Annotated in this window: 16 protein-coding genes; 8 read left to right on the top strand and 8 right to left on the bottom strand. The window is 46.1% G+C overall.

The genetic code is table 11. The annotated features are described in order from the left end of the window. Positions 1 to 35: 35 nt before the first annotated feature. From QFZ78_RS17410 to QFZ78_RS17400, 3 genes are all read right to left on the bottom strand, one after another. On the bottom strand, positions 36 to 2,438 hold the full coding sequence (locus tag QFZ78_RS17410) for a sugar phosphate nucleotidyltransferase (protein ID WP_307549419.1): 2,403 nt from the start codon (positions 2,436 to 2,438) through the stop codon (positions 36 to 38). Between the two features lie 183 nt (positions 2,439 to 2,621). Then, the gene (locus tag QFZ78_RS17405) at positions 2,622 to 5,456 is read right to left on the bottom strand and encodes a 1,4-alpha-glucan branching protein domain-containing protein (protein ID WP_307549417.1); all 2,835 of its coding nucleotides are present in this window, start codon (positions 5,454 to 5,456) and stop codon (positions 2,622 to 2,624) included. Between the two features lie 9 nt (positions 5,457 to 5,465). Continuing rightward, the gene (locus QFZ78_RS17400; RefSeq protein ID WP_307549415.1) at positions 5,466 to 5,972 is read right to left on the bottom strand and encodes a DUF4912 domain-containing protein; all 507 of its coding nucleotides are present in this window, start codon (positions 5,970 to 5,972) and stop codon (positions 5,466 to 5,468) included. 215 nt (positions 5,973 to 6,187) lie between these two features. Between QFZ78_RS17400 and QFZ78_RS17395 the strand changes: the two genes are divergently transcribed. Beyond that, the gene (locus QFZ78_RS17395) at positions 6,188 to 6,610 is read left to right on the top strand and encodes a hypothetical protein (protein WP_307549413.1); all 423 of its coding nucleotides are present in this window, start codon (positions 6,188 to 6,190) and stop codon (positions 6,608 to 6,610) included. Between the two features lie 67 nt (positions 6,611 to 6,677). Here the strand turns inward: QFZ78_RS17395 and QFZ78_RS17390 are convergent, their stop codons facing one another. Further along, the gene (locus QFZ78_RS17390) at positions 6,678 to 7,451 is read right to left on the bottom strand and encodes a LytR/AlgR family response regulator transcription factor (protein WP_307549412.1); all 774 of its coding nucleotides are present in this window, start codon (positions 7,449 to 7,451) and stop codon (positions 6,678 to 6,680) included. Positions 7,452 to 7,631: 180 nt separating this feature from the next. Between QFZ78_RS17390 and QFZ78_RS17385 the strand changes: the two genes are divergently transcribed. Further along, on the top strand, positions 7,632 to 8,261 hold the full coding sequence (locus tag QFZ78_RS17385) for a hypothetical protein (RefSeq protein ID WP_307549410.1): 630 nt from the start codon (positions 7,632 to 7,634) through the stop codon (positions 8,259 to 8,261). Here QFZ78_RS17385 and QFZ78_RS17380 read toward each other — a convergent pair. Beyond that, the gene (locus QFZ78_RS17380; RefSeq protein ID WP_307549409.1) at positions 8,232 to 8,876 is read right to left on the bottom strand and encodes a helix-turn-helix domain-containing protein; all 645 of its coding nucleotides are present in this window, start codon (positions 8,874 to 8,876) and stop codon (positions 8,232 to 8,234) included. The genes QFZ78_RS17385 and QFZ78_RS17380 overlap by 30 nt on opposite strands. A gap of 196 nt (positions 8,877 to 9,072) precedes the next feature. On the opposite strand from QFZ78_RS17380, the gene sigI reads away from it, so the two are divergent. The 4 genes from sigI to QFZ78_RS17360 all read left to right on the top strand — a co-directional run bounded on the left by sigI (position 9,073) and on the right by QFZ78_RS17360 (position 14,016). Next, positions 9,073 to 9,852 carry an RNA polymerase sigma factor SigI gene (gene sigI, locus QFZ78_RS17375; RefSeq protein WP_307549407.1) on the top strand — a complete coding sequence of 260 codons (780 nt, stop codon included), beginning with the start codon at positions 9,073 to 9,075 and terminating at the stop codon, positions 9,850 to 9,852. Between the two features lie 29 nt (positions 9,853 to 9,881). After that, positions 9,882 to 11,228: an anti-sigma factor domain-containing protein gene (locus QFZ78_RS17370; protein WP_307549405.1), complete on the top strand. Its 1,347-nt coding sequence runs from the start codon at positions 9,882 to 9,884 to the stop codon at positions 11,226 to 11,228. A 218-nt stretch (positions 11,229 to 11,446) separates the two neighbouring features. Next, a complete protein-coding gene (locus QFZ78_RS17365) occupies positions 11,447 to 12,454 on the top strand; it encodes an aldo/keto reductase (protein WP_307549403.1) in 1,008 nt (335 codons plus the stop codon). A gap of 53 nt (positions 12,455 to 12,507) precedes the next feature. After that, positions 12,508 to 14,016, top strand: coding sequence for a leucyl aminopeptidase (locus tag QFZ78_RS17360; RefSeq protein ID WP_307549402.1), 1,509 nt, complete (start codon positions 12,508 to 12,510; stop codon positions 14,014 to 14,016). A gap of 450 nt (positions 14,017 to 14,466) precedes the next feature. Here QFZ78_RS17360 and QFZ78_RS17355 read toward each other — a convergent pair whose 3' ends face one another. Then, the gene (locus tag QFZ78_RS17355) at positions 14,467 to 15,024 is read right to left on the bottom strand and encodes a hypothetical protein (RefSeq protein WP_307549400.1); all 558 of its coding nucleotides are present in this window, start codon (positions 15,022 to 15,024) and stop codon (positions 14,467 to 14,469) included. 125 nt (positions 15,025 to 15,149) lie between these two features. Between QFZ78_RS17355 and QFZ78_RS17350 the strand changes: the two genes are divergently transcribed. Beyond that, entirely contained in the window at positions 15,150 to 16,430 is a 1,281-nt protein-coding gene (locus QFZ78_RS17350) for an MFS transporter (protein ID WP_307549398.1), read from the top strand. Beyond that, entirely contained in the window at positions 16,431 to 17,354 is a 924-nt protein-coding gene (locus QFZ78_RS17345) for a Gfo/Idh/MocA family protein (RefSeq protein WP_307549396.1), read from the top strand. A 66-nt stretch (positions 17,355 to 17,420) separates the two neighbouring features. Here the strand turns inward: QFZ78_RS17345 and QFZ78_RS17340 are convergent, their stop codons facing one another. After that, positions 17,421 to 22,472, bottom strand: a complete 5,052-nt coding sequence (locus tag QFZ78_RS17340) for an OmpL47-type beta-barrel domain-containing protein (protein ID WP_307549394.1) — start codon at positions 22,470 to 22,472, stop codon at positions 17,421 to 17,423. A 116-nt stretch (positions 22,473 to 22,588) separates the two neighbouring features. Next, positions 22,589 to 24,262: an extracellular solute-binding protein gene (locus tag QFZ78_RS17335; protein ID WP_307549392.1), complete on the bottom strand. Its 1,674-nt coding sequence runs from the start codon at positions 24,260 to 24,262 to the stop codon at positions 22,589 to 22,591. Between the last annotated feature and the right edge of the window lie 45 nt (positions 24,263 to 24,307).

Raw genomic sequence — 24,307 nt, 5'->3', positions numbered from 1 at the left:
ACCACGTATCGGATACATCTATACTATAATTATGCTTACCCAAGTGCGTTTAGAATGTGTCCACGATAGGAATGGACAAGCTGCTGAGCAAGTTCAGGATCCGTCGATTGAGCTACAAGCTGAAAGACAGGATCATCGGCATCAGGCAGCAGCAGGACCCACCCATTCTCATGATAAAACTTAATGCCATCGATTAGATCAACGGGTACATCTTTCGTCCGTTCCATCATGCTCCGCATGACCTCTCCTTTGGAATCCCAAGGACAATCAACACGTTCACGAAGAAGATGAAAGCTAGGAAACAAGGAGAGCAGATCCGAGAGCGGAATGCCGGTTCTTTCCAAATGGAGAATCACCAATCCAATGGCAAAGAGAGAATCGAACAAGGGATGTATCCTCGCTTCTTGTGTAGCTTCCATAATGGCTCGAGACCATTCCTTCGTACGAACGATCTTCCCGCCAAGCCCCTCGGCCATGCTTTCTAGAAGCTGGGGTGCACTGCCGGGAGCACCAATGGTTGCTCCTGGACGGCTGTGCAGGTAACAAAGATAGAGGAAGACGGTTTGTAAATCGCTGTCTACGAGCTCGCCTTTTTCCGTTATTAACTGCATGGTTTGTCCATCATCGTGAACACGTAAACCGAAACTCGCAGCAGATAGTGGGATAAAGACGTGAAGCGGTTCCTGCCTACTTGTAGATGTCACATGGATAGCTTCAAGCCCCAGCTTTTCGAAAAATGGAACAATGAAAGGCTGCAGCCAAGAACTCGATTCAATGACGATGCGAAGAGAAGACTGATGAGCACGTTCATATGAGATTTCTTGGGCCAAAGCATCTATATAAGTTTGTAACCAGTGCACTTCTTCTTTGTAGCTGCCAATCTGCTTCATAGTGGCCCGTCCATAATCTTCTTGCCAAAAGCTGTTCTCCACTTTACGCTCTGCTGATTTCGGAATAGGCAGTCCTTCAGCGTCCATACAGAGAAGACTGCAGACATCGTTCTCTTTGCCAGACCACTCGAGATGAATTCCTCCAGCAGCACCCAAGTGACGAATAGCAAAGGTAGATGCAGGTGCAAAGCAATCCCCTAAATCAATAACATGCGTCCCTACAGATTGTAGGCTCGCTGTCAGTGTACGCTTTAATAAACGAGTGAACGTATGGGGAGCACAGCTTACCATGAGCGTTTTGCCGGGAGCTAAGGTTGCTCCATAGGCTGTGGCGAATTTAGCGACTAATTCCGGTGTTAAATCTAGATTTGGAATACCACTTACGCCGCTTGTCTTGAATAATGTTTTGGTTGCGTTATCTCCCCAGATATAGGAGGTATGAAGACGGGTCTTATCACGAATTTGTTTATGGGGCCAAATTTTTACGTTGGGTTCAATGCGGCTTTTCGCACCGATGACCACATGGTTGCCGACAACCGAGCCGTCCCCCAAATAGGAGGCCTCTTTACAAATAATCCGACTAGTCAGTGTGGAACCGGCCAATTCGTTGTGCTCAGCAATATGGTTATGATCCCACAGCACACTTCGCGTTAATTTGCTCCCTTTGGAGAGTTGATTATTTTGCCCGATGATGCAGTACTCACCGATTTCTACTTCGTCTTCCAGCCTACTCCCTTTCCCAATGAAAGCAGGACCTATCACACGAGCGGTAGCACTTGTTTCTACATCATCTGCGATGTAGACGCCAGGGCGGATCTGTGTTCCGTGTATGTCGAGCTTCACTTTCCCGTCTAGCATGTCAAACTGAGTTTGACGATATTGCTGCAGGTTGCCGATATCCGTCCAATATCCAGAGCTGATATATCCATAGAGCCCATTGTTTTCTTCAAGCAAGGCAGGGAAAAACTGCTGGCTGAAATCAAATTCTTGCCCCAGCGGTATGCGTTCCAGCATCTCAGGCTCCAAAATATAAATACCTGTATTTACTGTGTCACTGAACACTTCCCCCCAGCTTGGTTTTTCCAGAAAACGAGTAATTTGCCCCTCTTTATTTGTGATAACAACACCATATTCCAAAGGATGGCTGACACGAGTCAGGATTAACGTAGCTTTGGCTTGCTTTTCTTTATGAAAAGCGAGTGCTTGTTTCAAATCGAAATCAGTTAATGCATCCCCGCTTATTACAATAAAGGTATCGTCGAGAAACTCGTGCGCATGCTTCACACTCCCAGCTGTACCTAGAGGACTTGTTTCTTCGAAATAATGAAGATTGACGCCAAAAGCTTGTCCGCTGCCAAAATAGTCGCGTATTACTTCAGGTTTGTATTGCATGGTGACTGCTATATCCTGAATGCCGTGATTTTGGAGCAGTTCAATGATATAGGCCATGCAGGGCCTACCAAGAAGAGGCACCATGGGCTTGGGGAGATGACAGGTAAGGGGACGAAGTCGCGTTCCTTTGCCTCCGGCCATAATAACAGCCTTCATTTGTGGTACCTCCTTAGAATTTTTCTTTAGCAAAACTTGCATCGTAAGAGCGGTTTTCCCGTAATTGTTGTAGGCAAAGGGAACGTCAATCAGCTATTTCTATGATTTACCCCCAATGCTGCACTTTGCACTTTTGATAGAAATAGCGTCCTCTAGTTCCCTCCCTTTAATGAGTGGCTAAGGCTAAATTGTTGCTTTGACCTGAATGACAGGTTGGTAGTGGGTAAGCTTCTGGTACTCATTCTGGATATTTTGAGCGATATGGCTCCATTGGTAGTGCTGTTGCAGCAGTTGGTAGGCGCTATCAGCCATCTTGGCGGCTTGCTTTGGCTGCATCAGCATATCCGTAATGTGCCAAGCTAATGAATCGACATGACCTGGGAGAGCCTTATAGCCGTCCACACCATGCCGAATAATTTCAGCTAAACCGCCTGTGTCGGAGAGTACCAGAGGTTTCCGGTGGGCCATGGCTTCCAGCGCTACGATACCGAAAGGTTCGTACAAACTCGGAATCACACAAACATCCGTAGATTGATAAAGCTGTGTGCGATAAGCATCATCAACAAAACCGGTAAATAAGACGCGATCTCCTAAAAAGGCAGCCTGGGAGCGCAGCTCACCTTCCATAGGTCCAGAGCCAGCGATAATGAGCTTAGCTTGCGGGACTTGTGAAATGATTTTCGGCAGAGCTTCCAGCAGGTTTTGAATGCCTTTTTCATAAACAAGCCTTCCGATGAAGAAAATGACTTTGTCTTGCTTTGCTACTATATGAGGTCGGTTCATTGTCTCTACGTTTGGTTTTTGAGTCCGAATTCCATTCGGATGTACGCTCACTTTATCGGAAGGAAGATTAAATATACGTCCTACTTCCTCTTTCATATAGGAGCTGCATACAAAAACACGATTAGCCTCATAAGTCAGCTGCCACTCCAAATGATGAATCTTGCGCTGCAGGTCGGAGTATAGATTTCCTTGATTTCGTCCCCATTCTGTTGCGTGAATCGTGGCTACTAAAGGGATGCCATAGCTGGTCTTTATTTCTCTTGCCGTATGAGCAACCATCCAATCATGCGCATGCAAAAGGTCGATTCGCCCGCCGTTTTCTTTCCATCTGACAAGATGTTCGGTCATGGCAAGATTCATTTCGAACGTCCAGTGGTAAAAGTGAGTATCACCGGAATGGTTAATAGGGAGCCTATGTACGTAAACGCCATTCATCTTCTCAAAACTAGGCGCACCATCATAGAAGGTTGTGATGATATGTACGATTTCTTCGCGAGCGACAAGAGCTTCCGATAGCTCATGGACTGCTCTTGATAAGCCACCGACATGTTTGGGCGGGTATTCCCAAGCAAGCATGAATACGTTCGGACGGTGTTTAGTTTCCTCCAGTAATGTTTCCCATTCCTTCAAGTTTGGAATAATAGGGATAGGGGAAAGCTGCTGTATGCTTACGTAATCTCGAAATTGGATATTTGGAAAGCAGTTGTCTTTCTCCTCCAAAACGGTAAGAAGTACCTCGTCAACCTGTTCCCGATCTACCTGATCGCAGAGATGGTGGAAGCATCCTAGATGTTCCTTCGTTCGGCGAATGGCATGGTCGACGTCACTCTGTGCATCCATCATGAACGCCCAATCGCTGCTTTGAGCTAGCATGAATTCTCTTGCAGCTTGATTCAAAGTCCGTTCCAGAACGCTGGCGCTTAATTTACCATGGCGAGAGAGATGCTCATGTTTCGTTGTGAGCTCGATCATCCGCTCTTCGGCTTGATGCAGATGACGATAAATCCAGTCGTTATGTCCCTGCAGCCATATTTCGGCGGAGTGGTTACGGCCCCAACTAGATTCGTTCAAATTTCCGACAGCAGCTATTGGATATTCCTCTAGATATTCACTAGGTGTAATCATCTTAATCGTTTGCTGATCGAGAAACATTTTGCGGCAGAGCAGCTCAAGAAAGTGAGGGCCTTCATACCACCAATGCCCAAATAGCTCCGCATCATAGGGGGATACGATGAGGGGTTTGCGATCCAGCCAGCGTTCCCAATGAGCGGCCTGCTTCTGGCGATTTGCCAGGAAATGGCCGGCATGTTCAGACGCTTTCTCTAGGGCTCGCTCTGGTTGATAAGGCTCCTTGTGGCTGCCTTTGCTTGTGTTGCGGTAATATTTAAACCTTGTTGCCGGGTCGATGTCATTATAGTATTCACGATAGTTGAAGTCCCCTGGGTAGCCGTTTTCGGAACTCCTGACTTGACTGGTGGATTCCGGATCCAGAGGAAAGGCAGTTACCCCATAGGGGGTCATGAGCGGGGCAGCTAATTCTCGAGTCGGCTGCGGTGAAGCGAAAGCGATAGCTGTGGAATCGGTGAAGAAATATTGGATCCCAGCCTGCTTCAAAATGCGGTCAATACCAGGCGTATAGCCACATTCAGGTAACCAGATGCCGCGAGGCTTTTGATCGAAATAACGTTCATAATCCCGAACTGCCGTCATAATCTGTGCATGTATTGCCTCTTCTGTTTTCATTAGAGGAAGAAATCCATGCGTAGCGGCCGAGGTAACAATTTCAATACGACCTATATCTTGATAGTGTTTGAATGTGGCAATGACATTTCCTTTGCAGCTTTCATATAGCGTAAGAAGCTCACGGAATCGTTCTGCATAACGTCTGGCAAGAGGAAGAAGAGAAGGTTTTTTTTGTAACCGAACCTGTTCCTTTTCTGCGAGCCCAATAAGCTTACTAAGGTAAGCGTGATAGTTGTCCTGCAAGTTTGGATTGCTGAACAAGGACAAGATAGTCGGAGTTATGGAGAAGGTCAAGCGGAAATCTATCTTATCACTTGTTAGACGATTCATGACTTCAATTAGGGGTAAATACGTTTCCGTCATGGCATCGTAGAACCACTGTTCTTCCAAAATATCGCTCTGATCCTGATGACGAATATAGGGAAGGTGAGCATGCAGCATGAGAACCAAATATCCCTTGAGCTCTGGCTTCGGTTTGATGCGATTGATCAAGAGATAACGTCACCTCACATAAGGAGAGTAGGCTTGTATATTTTCAAAAAAATATGGCTTGATTCGATTGTAGACACGTTCGGCATGGGCTTCTGGTATAACCGTTTGCATCGGTTCTCCCCATTTGGTTTCGGTATCGTTAGGTGTGACGACGCAATTGGAACGAAGAAGAGGAATGAACTCGTGCTCCCAAGTGTAAGTGCCAATATCCACAAGGTAGGTACGTCCTGCACCTAGATGGTGAAGATACCAATTATTAGCTTCAGACGTCGTTGTTACATCCCAGTATCCATGTGCATTACTGCCATTGAAATATAGGCTAGTCACATCGTACAAACGTATCACTTTGGGCATTAACGCATAGTCGCATTCAAAATGCTGAGAAACAAGCCATCTCCGCCTATCGCTAATTTCCCAATAAACATAGAGCGAATGTGCATCCACGATCATAAGATGGAGTATGTCCTTGTTATACCGATCGGGAACCTCGAACCCTGCGGTAGGTAATGCCTTCAAGGTGAATTCCTCTTTTCTAATGCTAATTACTACCTTTTCACTGTAAAAGCATTCGCTTTTCCAAAGAAAAATATGCGTAGATTGCTAAAATCTAGCTGTCCTAAAAAAAAGGAATTTCAAACTTTTCTGGCGAATATATTGGACTAATCCGGGTTAAGAAGTTTATGCTTACGATGCAAGCTTTCCTAACGGAAAGCTCTAAGGGAGGGTTTTTCATGAGTTTTTGTTGTGGAGCCAGTATGATTGGAACGAAAGGTACCTTGAAGCACATTCGTACACAAATTCACAATGTGCCCATTCTTTTTTGCCCGGTATGTCATCGCATTGAAGTTCACTATCTGGTGGAGAACGAATACGAGATACTAGCGGAGTATGCTCACGGTGATGGTGCTCCTGAGGTGGATTTTACGGAATATGTAGATGGTAAGGATCATCTATTGCATGATAATTGTGTCAACCATGAAGGCGAAGAGCCTTTAGATATAGTACGCTGTCAAATTGATATGGCCCTTGATCTGCTTGGGGTCGCGAAATCTATTGGCGATAGTGAATGGGAAGATCAGCTTAAGAAACGATTGAAAATGCTGAGTGTACGCCGAGATAAACTGAAAAACAAAAAAACCTCCAAGCACACCTAGAGGTTTCCTTGATAAAGCCACTCTCTTTTCCTAGCGGAAAGGGGTGGCTATTTTTTATTTTTCTCATTTATTGAAGTTCTTGCAAAAGCTTCGCAAAATCCTTCTGAAGATTCCTGCTCAGGGGAACCTTAACAGGCGTATGATTTAAATGAATAAGAAATCTTCTCGATGTGGGGAAGCCACTTTCTTTCACATACGATACCACATGGCGCAAATTGACCAGAAAACCTTTGAACGGACTGAACATATGAGGGGAGCTCTGAGCCAGTATATCCGTTAAATTCGTGCTGGACTCCATATGTGCTCCATTCATGAGATGGATTCTGGACAAACGCTTATCTTCTTTCTCAATGAAGAGGATGGAATCTTCAGATATAGGGAGCTCTGATTTTTGATTTTTGACAGTAATCCATGTTGTAGTTCTAGGCTTCGGTGCTTGTAGCTGTTGACTGCGTTCTAGTTGAATCTCCGTAATGGCCTTCCGAATAGCCGCTTGAAACTTTGGCAGCATCACTGGCTTGGACAGAAAGTAGAGGGATCCTAGATCATGAAAGCTCGTCAAAACATGGTCAATGTTCGTCGTTCCGCTAACCATAATGACTTTCTGCTGATATCCAGCGCTTCGCAAGGATTGAACCATCGTGATGCCATCTAAATTTCCTTCCAATCCAATGTCCACTAGCAATATGTCAGGCTGAAGCTGATCGTATAATTGTATGAATTGTTCGCCTTCAGAAACGATTGATATGACTCTTAGCCCGCATTGTTGGCTATAACTTTCAAGTAGTTTGCCTGCCCAATAGTTATCTTCCACGATGGCCACTGTGAAACGGTGTCCCATACGTTCATCGCACTCCCATCCTCTCACCCATGGACCGCATGCATCCTGTCAACTTATACTCAGAAACAGCCAACTTAGTCCACTTTGAAGGCAAAAGAACGGTTATCTTGTATAGTTCTAGTTGTGGATTCAAATTAGGTAGACTGCTTAAGAGTGGCTTAGAAATGAGGGAACGTGTATTTGTTTACATGGGTGAAATTTATCCTAACCTGTATTGATTTTGTACCAATGATTTTATTCGCATTATTACTATTCAGACAAAGAGTGAAACCATATTGGATACAAATAACGCTCGCTGCACTCGCAGGAACGATAGTCGCTTATTTCGACAATTGGCCTTTATTATACGTTAGTATTATTTGTTCGCTGCTTATGATGGTTTGGAAATTTAGCCTTGTACCGACTTTAATTATAGCATTATCCGGGTATATTCTATCGGTCATCGTATCTACGACTGTCCTCTTTTGTTGTGATTTAACTGATCTTGCTGCTTACACAGATATCAAGGATGACTCATTAACGACTAATTTGATATTGCTTTTGACCATTATGACGAAATGCGGCGTTCTTCTTGCCATTCATAAGCTTCGGCTCGGATTTACTTTTCTCTCGAATTATACGAGAATACCGCTGACTAGGGAAAATGCTGGCTTCTATCTCTTCATTATTGTTGTTATTATTGGAATCATATACCGTTATTCCTATCCCGATAGCGTGCTAAGCGCGCTGATGCCGATCCAATTGCTAAGTATGGCAACAGTTCTCTTCATCTATGTCATGTTAGGTAAGGAACTTGGCTTTCAAAGATGAGTGCCGGGGGTTAGATTCAGCTTCCACAACAAACCCTGTATTGCGAGCTTCATACTCGAGAAGAGTCTGGTGATATTTCTTTTGCGGCATAGCAGCGATGGTGACACTAGGACCTTCTTCATAAGCATGAAAATAAAGTTTGCCTTCTGAGGGGGCATACTTTTTTATTTTGTTCAGATTAACGAAAAGATGCATGTCCAATTTCACAAAATGATGATCCGTTAATGCTTCTATGAAACTCGTGAACGCCACAAGAGATTCTACGTTCTCTTCCAAGATGCCATCAGGCGAAACATATTGGATCGATTTAATACCAAACTCAACATACCAGACGTTATCTAAACGGATTTGAAAGGAAGTTGGCGAAGACGAGGCGTCCTTTTCTAAATATCCAGCTTTTATTAGTAAATCTGTGTAAGGATATTGATAGGCTTGCGATAGCTTTCTCAAGGTGTCAGGGGATGGCTTGATGACATCATTCGTGGTACGATTACGTCCGAGCTCTAAATCCCTAATATAGGCATGAGACAAGCCGCTTTTACTAGCAACTTTACGCAAGGACAATTTACCTCGTAACGTCTCGAGAAACTTGCCAAAGTGATTGCCGGGTTCCAAATGAAACACCTCCCATGCCTTAATTGTAAAGGATTCAATGTTAAATTGAAACCGTACTTTAGGTTTTATTTGCCATTAGGTGCCCATTTGAACATCTATGGTATAATAAATTTACTTTTTATTTCTGATTACATATAATTGTACCCCCCGAATTGTTATACATAGGGACGAAACTACTATACTGTGAGGTGGAACGGTGCTACTGGTACTATTCAAAAAGTTTCTTGGAAAGAAGGAATCCCAGGGACAAAGTGAACCGCATGCCTCTTCCCTTGAGGTTACCATACATCAAATTCAAGCAGGAGACCTACGACTTAGGAATCAATTTATTGCTGACTACCAGCCCTATGTGGCTAAAGTTACAAGTAGGTTCTGCAAGCGATATATCGACCCCGCACGAGATGACGAATTCAGTATCGCTTTAGCAGCGTTTAATGAAGCAATTAATCAATATTCTTCCGTAATGGGAAGGTCTTTCCTAGGCTTTGCTGAAACAGTCATGCGGAGAAGATTAATTGATTTTTTACGAAAAGAACAGCGTTTCAAAGGTCAGATTCCTTACAGCTCGTTCGATCAAGAAGATGATGAAGATAACCTACTCAATCCAATTGAGGTTCATCAAGCTATTGAAGCTTATGAAAAGCAAAAGGGACTTGAAGAACGGCGAAGTGAAATTATTGATTTTAGCCGATGTTTAAGTGATTTTGATATCGATTTCTCTGAATTGACAGAAGCATCCCCTAAACACGACGATTCCAGGCAAATGCTGTTCGGTATCGGCCGCACGCTAGCACAGGATGCAGGGCTTATGCGTACTCTTCTGACGAAACGGCAGCTGCCGATTAAAGAGCTGCTGGAGCAAGTTCAGGTTTCCAGAAAAACATTGGAGCGAAACCGTAAGTATTTGATTGCGATAGCTCTCATCTTTAACGGACCCTACCCTTACTTGCGAGATTATTTACATATTCGAGAATGAGGAAAGCATAAAGAAAGGAAGAACAGCGCATGAACAAGGGAATCGTAATGGAAATAAGCGACAGCTCCATTATTGTCATGAATCCAGAGGGTCGGTTCGATAAGCTTCCGAGGGGAACGCGGAATTGTGAAGTTGGGGAAGAGATACTATACGCACCTGTAAAGCGGCGTATGCGTGTGCCGCAAATGGCAATTGCATCGGGACTGGCGGCGGCAATTGTACTATGCTTTGTTTTAGTATCAACGTTGACTGGAACGGTTCCAGGTGGCCAAGTGGTTGCTTATGTAACCATTGATATCAATCCTAGTGTAGAAATAGGAATTGATAATGATGAAGTCGTTCAGGATTTAATTGGGTTAAATTCAGATGGCAATGACTTAATTCAATCGTTAGTCTATAAGGGCAAGTCGTTAGAAGCTGTTACATCCGATATTTTAGACAAAGCCGAGCAAGGAGCACTTGCTAGAGGTGAAGCAGATATCATTATCAGCTCAACGATTGTAGAACAAAAAACGGATGTGAATGATCAGGCCATTGCTACAAAGCTGAAAGCTCAGGTGAGTAAGCATATAGAGCAAACCCATCCCGATCAGGTTAAAAATTATGAAGTGACTGCGTTCGCCGCCCCGCAAGAAGTAAGACAAGAGGCGAAGGCAAGCGGTGTATCGGCCGGGAAGTACGCGATATATTTAAATGCGGTAGACAATGGTGCGAAAGTATCTCTCGACGACATCAAATCGGTGTCAATTCATCAACTCGCAAAGGATAACGGCGGGATTGATAAACTGGTAAAGCCGGATAAACCGATCGATAAATCGTCTCTGCAAAGGCTGATCGCAGATGAAAAATCCGGAAAGCTAAGCGAGAAAATTCAGCAAATTGAAAACGAGAAATCGGCCAAAGACAAGAACAACGATAAAAACGAGAAGAATGATAAAAATAACAATAGCAAGAACGGGAATAATGGCAAGGCTACGGTGAAACCAACACCGACAACGTCTTCGAAGAATGACAAGAACGACAATAATAATAAGAACGACGATAATAAGAATGACAAGAATGACAAGAACGATAGGAATGGCAATGATCGTAATAATGACAACAAATCAACGCCAAAGCCGAACCGCTCGGATGATGACAATGAGGATGATTCCAAAAAAGAATCATCCTCAAAGCCTAGAGCGACATCAACGCCTAAGCCTACTGTAAAACCTTCCAGTAAGCCAACAAGCTCAAGCAAACCGACGGTTAAGCCATCTGCATCTGCTAAGCCAACGCAGAAACCGAAATCGGAAAATGATAGAAGCACCGTTTTCCCTTGGAGCTGGAGCGATCGGAACAACGATTCAAAAAACAACGATGATAAAAGGGATTAGTAAGAGTTAATAGAATAGAATATGTACATAAGCACCCTAGATAAACACCCTAGGCTTACTTCACTATTATGTGAAGTTATGCCTGGGGTGTTTATGTATGTTTTATTCGGCAGAGCTCATTGAAGGAACATGGATCATGGAAACTAGGACCGAGTTGTATTACAATAGTTGTAAGCGCAATTATGATTGATTTTCTTAGTTGGAAGGGAGATTTTGGCTTGAGATATTCGACTTTCGGTAAATCCGGCTACAACGTTTCATCACTTGGATTTGGTGCTATGAATCTTCCAGGTGTACCACTAGAACAGGCAAGAGAAGCATTGAATTACGCCTTGGATCATGGGATTAATTATATCGATACTGCAGCTGCATACCGGAACAGCGAGGAAATTATCGGCGAGTGCATCTCTCATCGCAGACAGGAATATTTCTTAGCAACGAAGACAGGGGCACGTGATTACGAGACAGCGAAAGCGGAGATTGAACGAAGCTTGGTTCGGATGAAAACAGACCATGTAGATTTACTGCAAATTCACTACGTGAACTATGTAAGCGAGTTTAAGAAAGCGATGGATATTGGGGGCGCTTATGAAGCTGCTCTTGAGGCTCAGCGGGAAGGGAAAGTGCGATTTATCGGCATTTCCGGACACCGTCCAGATTTACTTGCGAAATGGATCGCCAAGGGGCAATTTTCGCAGATTTTGTTCCATCTCAAACAGCCGTTTGCACTTGATGAGTTGATCCCAAAAGCGACAGAGATGGATTTAATGAAAGTAGCGATGAAGCCTTTATCCGGCGGGTTCATTCAACCGGTTGATCGGGCCATCCGCTATCCATACAGTCAAGACGTGCATGTGACGATTTCTGGGATGGTGAGCATCAAGGAAGTGCAAGAAAACTTGGCTGCGCAGGAGCAGGAAGTAGGAGCCGAGGAGCGCCAGGAGCTGGAGCAATTAGCGATAGAGCTAGGTCAACACGATTGCAGACGCTGCAACTATTGTTCTTGCCCGCTTGAAATCTCCATCCCTGATGTGATGATTGCTAGTAGATTTAGAGAGAAGTTTGGTTTGCTCCCCAAGGGAGACGGATTTTTCCAAAGACAAAAGGATAGAATAGTAGGCTGTGCAGACCATGATCCATGCAAAGAGAAACCGCTTTGCGAAGAGAAGTGTCCTTACCAGCTGCCGATGCAGTCAGTCGTGCAGAAAGCCGCCTCTTTTTATTAATTGGAGAGACTATAGAAACTACAGAAACTATTTGAAGGTAAGGAGAATTACCTATGTTTGCTAAAATTACGGATATAACGACGGGCGTATTTACGTCATTGATGGTTAATGAAACGGGGGCAGACGCCATCCTCGTCTGCCTAAGTGAAGCTGAGCTGCGCCAGGACGCTGTCCTCGGACTACCGCAGCTCGATCAGGCCCTTGAGCGCATGCGCGCAAAGGGCCTATTCACTGGCGCCTCAGGCGAGCTCGAGGCGCTGCCGACCCACGGGCTGCTGCCGTACGCGTACGTGTTCGTTGCGGGGCTCGGCCCCGCAGCGTCACGCGATACGCTGCGCGCAGCCGCGGTGTTCGCAGCGCGCAAGGCACTCGCGCTGCAGTTCGAACGCTTGGCGCTGAAGCTGCCAAGCGGGTTCGACAGCCGGTCGGCCGCCTCGGCGCTGACCGAAGGGCTGCTCCTTGGTACGTACCGCATCGCGGCGTACCGCAAGAACGAGCCTGCGCGCGCGGAGCTGCCCCAGGCGGTGCTGCTCACAGAAGCGGCTGCGGATGCAGCGCTTCTGGAGGGGGCGATCGCAGCCGCTGAGGCGGTTGCGGAGGGCACGAACTATGCCCGGGATCTCACGAACCTCCCGGGCAATAAGCTCGTTCCGGCTTCCATCGCAGAGGAAGCCGTTCGGCTCGCCCAGCACTACGGCTTCGCCTGCGAAGTGCTGGACGAGCACGAGATTGCCGCCCGCGGGATGGGCGGCCTTACCGTGGTTGGCGCGGGCAGCGTCAACCCGCCTCGGATGATCACCCTGCAGTATAAGGGTAATCCAGATTCAGTCGACGTGCTGGGCCTCGTCGGCAAGGGCGTGACCTTCGATACCGGCGGGATCTCGATGAAGAAGCCCGACGGCATGGAAGAAATGATCAGCGATATGGGCGGAGCCGCAACACTGCTCGGTGCCCTGCATGTCGTCGGTCAACTGAAACCGAAGGTGAACCTGGTCGTGGTTATCCCTGCGGCGGAGAACATGACGTCTGGCTCTGCCTATCGTCCCGGTGATATCGTGACGATGCTCAGCGGACATTCCGTGGAAGTGTTGAATACGGACGCGGAAGGCCGGATTATTTTGGCCGAGGGTGTGACCTACGCCAAGCAGCTGGGAGCGAATCGCCTGATTGATGTTGCAACATTAACAGGGGCCATTTTAATCTGCTTCGCCGATGTCGCGACTGGCGCTGTTACGAACGATGACGAGTTTCTGAAACCGCTGCTCCAAGCTGCCTCGGCGGCTGGTGAAAAAGTATGGCAGCTGCCAAACTATCCGGAGTATCGCGCCATGCTGAAGAGTGATGTCGCCGATATTAAGAATGCGACTTCATCTGATCGCTGGGCAGGAGCCATTACAGCAGGTCTATTCATCGGCTACTTCGCCGAAGAAACGCCTTGGATCCATCTGGATACCGGCGGCACGGCTTGGTTATGGTCGGCCAAAGGCATCGAGCCTAAAGGTGCAACAGGTGTCATGGTTCGTACTTTAGCGGCCTATCTGTGTGGCGAAGAACTTAACTAGTTTTTCTTCTCCACTATAGTTTGATTAAAGCAGGAAAAGTGGTAAAAGTGCTCGATCAAGGTAGGATGGCTTAGTTTAGAAGAACCGTCTGATGAAATAGCAGTCTTTAGGAGCTTCTATTTCACTAAACTAACCCTTAAAGCAGCAAATAGAAGTCCCTAAAGGCTCTAATATACAGAAGTAATGCTGAAATTGGTATCATCCGCGAGAAATAGAAGTCTCAAAAGCCTCTTATTTAGCAGTTTTTACGCGATTTTCTCTAAATAACAGCCTCTAGAGACTCCTATTGAGAGGCATCACTTGCACAAGCTCCACCAATCATGAGCTTAACCTAGGTTTATCCAACATGAACACAAAAAAATCACCCGTCATCGAGTTACCGCCATTCAACCATGAAGTACGATGGTTGAATGGCGTAATAACTCAAGGCAGGGTGATTTTTTAATCTTCCTAAGCGCCAATACTTTGTCCAGCTGCAGCCGGCTGATTGACAGGCCTTTGAAGCAACTCATTTACGTCGGACATCCGAATGACCAGACGGTTGATTTCATTTGTTGTAAATGAGAGATGCTCGGTGCGCTGTTCAAGCTGCGTTAAGGAAATGCCGATCCAATTTTTCTTGCGTCGATGTAGGAATAGATCATATTTTAACACCGTCATTGTGGCGGCGAGGGGATCTGGCTTGATATAGACATCTTTCATGATATCTTCCATATTGAAAAAGAGCTTCCCGCGCTTCCATCTTACATACCCTGGTTCAAACAAGATAACAAGAAAATCAGAATCAGTCTTGTCCTTGTTCTCCATTGTAATCAATCTTACAGTACCTTTAGCTTGATTCGGCTTAATGAACTGATTGGATCGAATATCGGGAAGAAAAGGAACAATGAGAAGCGGACATACACTGGCGATATACAAATAAATGGTTGACTGAAACATGAGAGAGAGTACAATGAAAGTCAAAAAGAGTAATAAGCTTGTGATAAGACCAAAATAGTTTGGTTTCATAGTATTTGGGTGATCCCGCCTGACATGATAGATTAAGTAATCAGTCCTATTTTACCATAAGCGCCCTATAGTTTGTAAACTTTAAGATCAGTCATCCATCATAAGAATCACATCAGGAGGCGAACATGGTAATGAAGATTGCGGGTAATTTACGAAAACCCAGAAAAAAAGTATCCCCCTACCGAAGAAGCCTGCTCATCGCAACGTTGGAGGGGTTCCCAGCGGTTATTATTTTTCAGCTCCTTGGCGGTCCGTTTCTAACGGGTTATTTGCTTTATTTAGGAGCGACTTCAACCGAAATTGGTTTAGTGTTGGCCATTACAACTGTCGTCAATATCATTCAGATTGGGATGGCTGTAATCATGCAAAAATTTAGAAACCGCAAACGGATGCTGCTTATATTTGCTTCGTCACACCGATTGCTTTGGACTTCTGTGGGCTTGATTCCTTTTTTATTTCCCGAAGATCTGTGGGTTGTCATGTATATTGTGCTTTATACGGCTGCTCATTTGGGAAATGCCGCGGGTGGAATCGTTTGGACCTCACTGATAAGTGATGCGGTGCCGGGTCCGGTTCGAGGACGATATTTTGGACTTCGCAACACGATATTAGGCGGGGTAAGTTCACTTGCGCTTTTCATAGGCGGACAAATATTAAATCGCTATCCAGGCGGGCAAGGCTTTTCCTATTTATTTATCATATGCAGCGTTTGTGTGGTCTTAAATATACTGGCCTTCGGTTTATATCCGAATCCACCCTTCGAGCCATCTACGGCATCGAATCCGGTAGGGATGATTGGGAAGCCGTTGAAGGATCGCGCTTTTCTTAAAGCGATTCTCTTTTTGGCTGTATTTTTATTCGTGCAAGGGGTAACCGTGCCGCTCTTCTCTTATGTTATGCTCAAGCTGATGAAAATTAATTATGAAACAGTCTCGTTAATTACGGTCGTACATACGGTGGTCATGATGGCTAGTTACTATGTATGGGGCAATCTGAATGTGCGATACTCGGCTCAAACCTTGCTGCTATGGTCCTTACCGATCATTGCACTAGCTTGTTTATTATGGGGAGCGATTGCTTTCATTCCAGCCGTTGTTGTTCTGTATGCCGTTCATATCGTTCTTGGCGTTGGACTGGGTGGGTTTAATCAGATGGTGTTCACGTTTACGATAGGCGATACACCGAAGAGCGAACGTCCAATGTATATTGCTACTTATTCGGCTATCACCGGCTTTGCGGCTTTCTTGGGACCGATTTTTGGCGGAAAACTATATGCCCTGATTACGAATGCCCCGATGTGGGTGCAAATATATGGTGTTTCTACGGTGGTTGGCGCTGTTTTACTTGTACTTGGACTGTTAGTTGGACGTATGGTGCTAGGAAAACAAATGAGGAGTGAAGCATAAATGACAAGGAAAAGAATTGGATTAATTGGTCTAGGTGATATCGCACAAAAAGTGTATCTGCCGCTTTTATCGGTCAATGAGCAAGTAGATATCGTAGGGATTATGAGCTCAACCCCGGCGACGGTAGAACGGTTGAAAGCAAAATATCGCATTCCTTACGGGACAACGAACTTAGATGAGCTTCTTGCACAAGGGCTGGATGCTGTTTTCGTACATAGTCCGACATCTACCCATTATGATATAGCTATGAAAAGTATGGAGAAGGGTGTAGCTGTTTATGTAGACAAGCCGTTGTCCCACGATTGGGCTCAGTCCGTCCAGATGGCTTCTTATGCGGAGCGAAAAGGTGTTTTGCTGGCAGCGGGGTTTAACCGCAGGTTTGCTCCCCTTTATTTGGAGGCTAAACAATGGCTGCAGGAGGCAGGTGGCTTCGATTGGTGTTCAGCTGTTAAGCACCGCATTAAGCAGCAAGGGCATAGCGCCAAAGAGACGTTGTATGATGATCTGATTCACATGCTGGACCTTTTGCTATGGCTTGGAGAGAGCCCGTACGAAGTGCGTACATATAACCAACAAGTCGATGAAGCAGGCAAACTGCTCCACGCTTCAGGGACGTTGGCATTTGGTTCTTCGCTGGGCAATTACAGTATGGTTAGACTTGCTGGTGTTGATTTAGAAAAAGTTGAACTGCACGGCAGCGGCCGATCGGTAGAAGTAACGAACCTAGAGTCATCCATTTTTTATGAAAAAGGGGCCGCCCCACGTGTGCGCTCCTTCGGAAGTTGGGACACGGTGCTTGAAAGAAGAGGCTTTGCTGGTGTTGTTCAGCATTTCCTGAACAGCTTGGACAATCCGAATGCCTGCAGCATCCGTGGAGACCTTGTTCTAGAGTCACACCAACTAGTGGAACGATTGTCCGTATAAAATCGTACAGAAAAGGGGGCCTATCATCCAAAAGTGACTTTGGATGATAGGCCCCTTCTTTTTGATTCACTTCCCTGATTTTTGCTGCAGATATAGAACGGCATCCCGAAGCAGCTTGGCGGTCGTACTATCCGTATACTTGCCGTCTTTGATGACCGCATCAAAAATAGTCGGATCTTTAAGCTGGCTTGAGCTTAGCTGCTTCTGAAGCTGAGCAACCTTGTTTTGCAAGTTGTTATACATGTTTTGGTTTTGGAAATAACCTAACTTCAACAATAAACGAAGCAGATCGTCCAAATGATCGAGATCCATGATCACCTTCAACACAAAGGTGCGTACGATCGTATTGCCAGCGCTATCTGTTGCCGTTACTTCAATCGTATGCTGACCTAACCATAAGCTGAGCGGTTGGAGGTTAATGTTAGGGCTAACAACGGCACCGTCCAGTTTAACCACAGATGATGCTACTCCACTGAGAGAATCTGTGACACCAACATTCAATACAATCGGATCCGTCCAATATACAGTTAAAGGACCGGCAATGTTGATTTCAGGAGCTTGCGGATCGAAGCGTACCTCCGCAGAATGACTAGCTTCCTGATTGCCTGCCGCATCAACACTGTAATAGTGTATGGTGTTTACACCGTAAGTGTTTACCGTAACCGAGGTTCCAGCAGCGGCAGTTCCTCCATTTAGCATGTAAAAGGTCTGTTGTACACCGCTCAGAGCATCATAAGCGTTTAATGTGACGGTTTGCGGTGTTCGCTGCCACCCCTCTAATGAGGTGTGCGTAGTGGCAGGTGCCGTTTTATCGATGCCTATAATCAAATCCTTGGGCACTTCTTCGTTATTCATCACATCAATTGAGCGGTACTGGATTTGATGCACCCCTTCATCGCTGAAGGTGACCGGCTGAGCTGTGACAGCCTGCCAGGTTCCACCCTGAATTCGGTACTCCGTTTGTTTGATTCCAACACCAACAGTCGGATGCACGGCCGTAAACGTAACATGTACATCTTGCTTGTTGAATGTGCCTGCCCCGGTTGCCCCATCCGCTGTCGCTGTTGTCACAGGAGGGGTGACATCTCGCTTCTTCACCTGGAAAGTAATCTCCTTGGTGTTGTTCGTACGATCCATCTCAGTGAATCGACCAATATCATTAATATGGACGCTCAATTGATAGGTGGCATCGCCGTTCGGTACTTCCCAATAGCCGTTCTCACCGCCTGCGTTCGTATAGAGCGTTGCACTGCCTCCTACAGGTATGGATTGATTATACGTATCCGTGTATCCGAATGCGCCGCCGTTCAAACCAAATACAGCTCCGGTTATTTTGCCGGCTGGGGTCGGGAGAATACCGACATTTTTCACCGTGACATAGAACCGAACTCCCGTTTGCCCGGCATACGGATCCGCTGGATCCGTTCCAAGGCCAGTTACAATAAGATCGGGACCTGGTGTTAAGGGCTGTCGTTCCAAACTCAAAAACTCGAACGATTGATGGATGATCCGGCCGTTTTTAGCGACAACTTTGATGATATGGTTTGCCATAGGGAGACCTGTCTTTTCAAAAACAACCTTCTTCACGCCTTGTGTGTTCGCTGTTTTCAAATCTACTGTTGCTTGCAGGACATCATCGATATAAACATCTGCCTCGCCTAATGTAGACTCAATATCGGAATACCAACGAATTCCCGTACCCTTAAAGCCCATAGCTGTGTAATCGCCCGGGGTTGTCGTTTCATGAAGATTTGCTCCATTGGCGCCGAGAGCGAAGGTAGGAGCGGAATAATACATATTCGTACTGCTGTGAATGACATTCGTCCAGAGTGCTTGCGGTGTTTCATCCAAAATGCCTTCTTTCAGCTCGAACCAATCGAAGGTTGCGAAGACATTATCGCTGCTCTTCACAATGGATAGAACAAGGTTGCTTATGTCTGCCGGCATCATGACGTTATAGTCGATCGTCGTATAGGTGTTGGGCTCCGTTCCCGGAAGATCAAGGGCCCGTATCAGCTGGTTGTTGATAACGAGATTCACCTTTTTGTTCGCGGCCGAACTATATTTAAGCGTAAGGATATAATTGGTATTTGCTTTTACAGGCGGTTTCAGCATGTTCATCCGCCCTTGTGTAAAGTACATGCCGACGAATGTGCCATGATGGGTCACTCCTTCCAGCTCCGTTTGCTCTGCTTCAACATGCAAAGCTCCCGTAGACGTAGTGGTAAAAGGAGAGGCCGGCAAAGATAAGGAGGATATGGCAAAAGGGTCGCTCGGTACGGATTCGTTGCCCGAATCATCATAAGCGATCAGCGTATACGAGTGTGCGCTTTCCGGTCTAACATCTTGGTGCGAATAACGGGTTACGGCTTTCGGCAGCTTAGCGAGCAGTACGCCGTTATCATAGAGCTTATATCCGGCTACTTCTGTATTATCCGTAGAAGGCTGCCAAGTCAACTTGATTTGTTTGTATGAAACGGCCCGTGCTTGCAGCATAGGCTTACTTGGTGCTGATTGTTCAAACGGGGTCAAAATAAACTGGACGGCTTCACCGGGCTGTAACGTTTCCGATAGCTGCGCGCCCGAAGTCGCGTCAATGGTCGTAAAACTGCGTGCAGCCGCATACGTGTTGCCTGCGCCAAAGCGTTCTGCCGCATACTGGGCGTTAGTAGGCAGCGCGACGTTGACGTTCATCGTAACCGGTGTCGTTTCAAAATTAACAAAATTGAGCAGAATTTTATTGGATTTTGCTCCAGTGCTGCTCACACCAAGACTAGATGTATCCACCGCACGGAAATACGCTTTTTTCCCGGCAAGCTCATTCTGATTTGTATACTCATAAGGGAGCGGTTTGCCATGCGTACTGTAGGCTAGCGCTAAACGGCGGAAAACCTTCAACCGCGTTTCATCAGGATCACTCGTGTTAATCCATGCTTCGGCATCGTCAGCGGATTTCATCACGATGTCTTCTTTGAGCAAGCTGTACTCTCGGAAGTAAGCCGCATGCTGCATGATGTAATCGAGATAGCCGATGGTACTGCGCGTTTCGCGATCAAAGAGGGACGCGAAGCGGTGTGTGAATGTATCGTAGCGGTTATTATCAGTATGAAAATCGTTAGCTCCTGTTTCACTCATCATCATCGGCTTTGCCAATCCGTCACCCTGATACTCAGGATAAGTCTTTAACGTCTCAACGAGAGCGCCTCCGTCACCAAGTGTAATCCCGCTTAAGGTATAGCTGTGACCGTTTGTCATATCCATGTAGTCTTCAATCTGTCTGCGGTAGGCGGGGTCACGCTCCCAGCCATCGGGAATTCCTTTGGAGGGCCAGTAGGCCCAGCCCGGAGCAACCGCTTTCAACCATGGGTTTAGCAAAGGCTTCTGCTCACTAACATACTTAGCAAGAGCCAAATCGGCGGCGAATGCGTTGTTGAACACGCCGGGTTCATTATCGAGCTCCAAGTATTCGAACAAATCCCCGTTTTCCGCAATAAGATTGTTATAGTACTCTTTCAGTTTCTGCGGGACGACACCCGACGATAGCTCAGGATCCTTAATGAAGGTTCCGAATGGCAGCAGCACTGGCGCTAGATTAAGATCACGCAAAGCAGTCAGCCATTCCCGCGAGTATAGACCGGAACGAATCACGTTCCCGCTGTAGGCGAGTCCCAGCCACTTCGTTACTTCCATCGTTTGCAGATCTCGATCTTTCAAAACATGAGAGACTAGCGCTGTTCCCAGTCGGGTATACCGCCCGTGAATCGGTTCCGCAGCCGGAGCTTCTAATGCCTCAAGCTTGGCATAATCCCATTCAAACCAATGAAATTCATCACCGCCGGTACCAGCATACAAGCCTCGATCCATAGACAGCTTAAGTTCATTAGGTCCAACCTTCAGCATTTCCTTAGGAATATATAACTCGTAAGTTTCTTTAAATTTCCGAGTCGTATTCCCGCCGTTCAAGCCGACGATTTGGATTAAACCAGCCATCGTATCATTAGAAAATACAGCTAATTGCGGAACAGATACATACGCATCCAAGCTCCTGAAGCTAAACTGTACCCCATGCTCCGGGATCGCAGGCAAGTTATAAGCAACAACCATAGAACCGTTGCGGCTAAGTTTCAACCCTTTGGATACCGAACTCCAATCGGTGCGAGTGGCCCAGTCAGTAGGAAGGCTGAAGGACTCAATGGGTGTTGATTTATAATCGCTAAATTCAGTCGACAGCTGATTATCAAGCCCAATCTTCCAAAGCATCGTATAAACCGGCGCAGGCTGTTCCACTGTTGTTAGCGTGTAAAAGGCAGTTGAATACAGGATCTTTCCGGCAGGCTGCGCTGTTGTTTCTTTCAACCGAACTTGTATTTGTCCTGTCGTATAATTAATATTGTCCAGTTGAAGCGGGTTCATTGTTACGGTTTGCCAGTTGTAACCGCGATCTGTGCTGTATTCATATAAGGAAATATCCTCATGACCAGGAACGGGTGTCCATCCGAATGTATTCGCTGTGTCGTCCTGCACGGGATTTGTTGGCGCATCAGGCAGCACATAAGGTGTCAAGTAAGTCCCAGGTATCACTTGTTGGGCTATTCCCGGCCCTTGCCAGGCGACAGCCAAATTGTCATTAGAGGTGTTTTCTTTGTGCAGCGCCTCGATGTAATATCTTTTTCCTGCTGATAGCGGAATGACCACTGATTTCTGAGTTGGAGATTTACCCCACTCTCTGGGCTTGGCGAAGACCGTATTAGACGCTATCTTCTCTTTGTGCGCAGGATCGCCATCCGGACTCAGCCAAAGCTCGGAGCTGTCATCCGCTGCAATCCAGAAGGTGTAGCCTCCGCTGACTGGCGGCGTCAGAAAACCATAAACGCGAGAACCATAAAGATCTCCCGTATTGTTCGGTGTCTCGAAGCTAGCGAGTAACCTCGAACCCGATGGAGGCGTCTTTAATGGAATCTGCTCTACTTTCCCGCCAGGAATATTGTTCCAATAGTCTTGGGTAATACCTGTTCCCACAGCAAAAGCACGATAAGATGGAAAGAGCGGGAGCAGTGAGACAATGATTGCCGACAGAAGGATTGAAACTAGGAGTTTTGACTTGTGTAGGGATCTCATAATTACCTCCAGGTTAATGAGATTATCAATAGGATTCCCTAATCCTATCCGGGGTCACGTCATGTGTAGACGGCGCTCCGACACGACTAAATTTGGAGCGCCGCTCCTCCTTTGTTCTATTTCAGCTCATTCTGAGACTGTTCAGCGAATTTGTATAGATCATCGATACTAAATGCCTTTGTTTTGTTGTTCTCATACCATTTGGCGTAATAATCGTCGACTTGTTTGCCGCCAGCTTTTTCCCATACATCCTTGGCATCCTTCACAGCTTGCTGTGCGGTATAGCCAGTGCCGCCTACCAGAGCTTTCAACCAAATGTCTCCTTTATCGATGTTATTGGATTTACTAGTGCTTTTGACAATTGCTTGGAGATCATCCGGCAAGACCGGTAAGAAGTCATAGCCGAGCGAAGGAATAGGACGATCTTTGTTAATATAAATTTCTTTGGATTTAAGGTTGATATCGAGCAGTTCTTTCTGGGTTGGCACTTCTGGGCGCAAGTTCACCAGGTACACTTCCGCACATTTGCCCAGCAGCAAATCAGATCTCATCATATTCAAATCGTCGGTGTACAGCTCTTTCTTATTCTTCTCTGTATCGATAGGCTGTAAACACCCATTCGAGCCTTTTTGCGAATGTGTACCCTCAATTCCGTTTTTCAGCAGGCTTGCATTTTTAGGATCCACCATCCAGTCAACATATTGCATAATCGCTTTCGGGTCCTTCGCTTTCGCATTGACCACGCCGACCATTTGCACAGGTGTGCTGATAATCGGGCTGAACTGCCCGAATTGACTCTTCGGTAAAGCCATCGGAATGACCTTAGCCGTAGGGTTGTTCTTCTTCAATGTTTCATAGTTCGAAATGGTAAACCAAGCACTGTCGATTGCGAAAATCCCCAATTTTCCGTTCATGAAATCTTGGATGCCTTTTTGTCCGTTTTTATCTGTGAGAAAATCCTTATCGACTAAACCGTCGTCAAACAAACGCTTCTGAAATTCTACGGATGCCTGGAGGCGGTCCCAATCATGTACAAATTGATCATTTTGCACAGCCCAATCGATTGAACGTCCAAAGATGTGGCTGATCACGGAGAAGCCGACGCCGCTCAGGTTGATACCAAAGGTATCCTTTTTACCGTTGCCGTCTGGATCCTGGTTCACGAATGCTTTGGCTACGTTATACAATTCTTCGGTCGACTGAGGTACTTGAAGGTTCAACTTCTGGAGCCAATCCTCACGGATTAAGAGACGGTGATGCGGGGCAACAACATTTAAGCGCCCGATTTCATACAATTTGCCGTCTTCTTTCGTTCCAATCTTGCGCAGCAGCGGGTATTTCTCCAAAATTTGCTTGTAGTTTGTGCTGTATTTATCAACCATTTCATCGATCGGCATCAGCAGCTTTTGCGAATACCAGCTGTTTCTGTAGTTGGCATCATACTCCAGAATTAAATCCGGAGCGCTTCCCGAGGCAAGCAAGGCATTAAATTTCGGGAAAGATTCCCAACGGGGAACGGGTGTGTATTTAACATCGACAGGACCGTTCTTGTTGATCCACTCTACCCAGCGGTTTTTATCCCAGTTTCCTTCCTCCGGAGGAATATTGCCCCGGTCATAGACGGAAACGTTAATCGCTCCTCTTTTAGCAGGTTCGGGTGCTGAGGTTGCATTCGGACTTGACGATGCTCCTGGATCGTTGACTTTCTCTGTGGAGCAGCCTGCCAATACCGCGATACAAGCGAGTGTGGAGAATAGAGCTTTCCGATGATTCCTGCGTAACATAAACATGGATATACCCCCCTTAAATTCGTTTCCTAAAACAGCTCAAGTTAG

It is taken from the genome of Paenibacillus sp. V4I5 (assembly GCF_030817255.1).
In the GTDB taxonomy this organism is placed as follows: Bacteria; Bacillota; Bacilli; order Paenibacillales; family NBRC-103111; genus Paenibacillus_E.
Note: the sequence above shows the minus strand (reverse complement) of the source record. Positions and strands in the feature narration are given on the sequence as shown.

Excerpts from the sequence above, each read along its gene's own strand:
- QFZ78_RS17410 (WP_307549419.1), bottom strand. The coding sequence starts at position 2,438 with ATGAAGGCTGTTATTATGGCCGGAGGCAAAGGAACGCGACTTCGTCCC.
- QFZ78_RS17395 (WP_307549413.1), top strand. The coding sequence starts at position 6,188 with ATGAGTTTTTGTTGTGGAGCCAGTATGATTGGAACGAAAGGTACCTTG.
- QFZ78_RS17390 (WP_307549412.1), bottom strand. The coding sequence starts at position 7,451 with ATGGGACACCGTTTCACAGTGGCCATCGTGGAAGATAACTATTGGGCA.
- QFZ78_RS17370 (WP_307549405.1), top strand. The coding sequence starts at position 9,882 with ATGAACAAGGGAATCGTAATGGAAATAAGCGACAGCTCCATTATTGTC.
- QFZ78_RS17360 (WP_307549402.1), top strand. The coding sequence starts at position 12,508 with ATGTTTGCTAAAATTACGGATATAACGACGGGCGTATTTACGTCATTG.
- QFZ78_RS17355 (WP_307549400.1), bottom strand. The coding sequence starts at position 15,024 with ATGAAACCAAACTATTTTGGTCTTATCACAAGCTTATTACTCTTTTTG.
- QFZ78_RS17350 (WP_307549398.1), top strand. The coding sequence starts at position 15,150 with ATGGTAATGAAGATTGCGGGTAATTTACGAAAACCCAGAAAAAAAGTA.
- QFZ78_RS17345 (WP_307549396.1), top strand. The coding sequence starts at position 16,431 with ATGACAAGGAAAAGAATTGGATTAATTGGTCTAGGTGATATCGCACAA.
- QFZ78_RS17340 (WP_307549394.1), bottom strand. The coding sequence starts at position 22,472 with ATGAGATCCCTACACAAGTCAAAACTCCTAGTTTCAATCCTTCTGTCG.
- QFZ78_RS17335 (WP_307549392.1), bottom strand. The coding sequence starts at position 24,262 with ATGTTTATGTTACGCAGGAATCATCGGAAAGCTCTATTCTCCACACTC.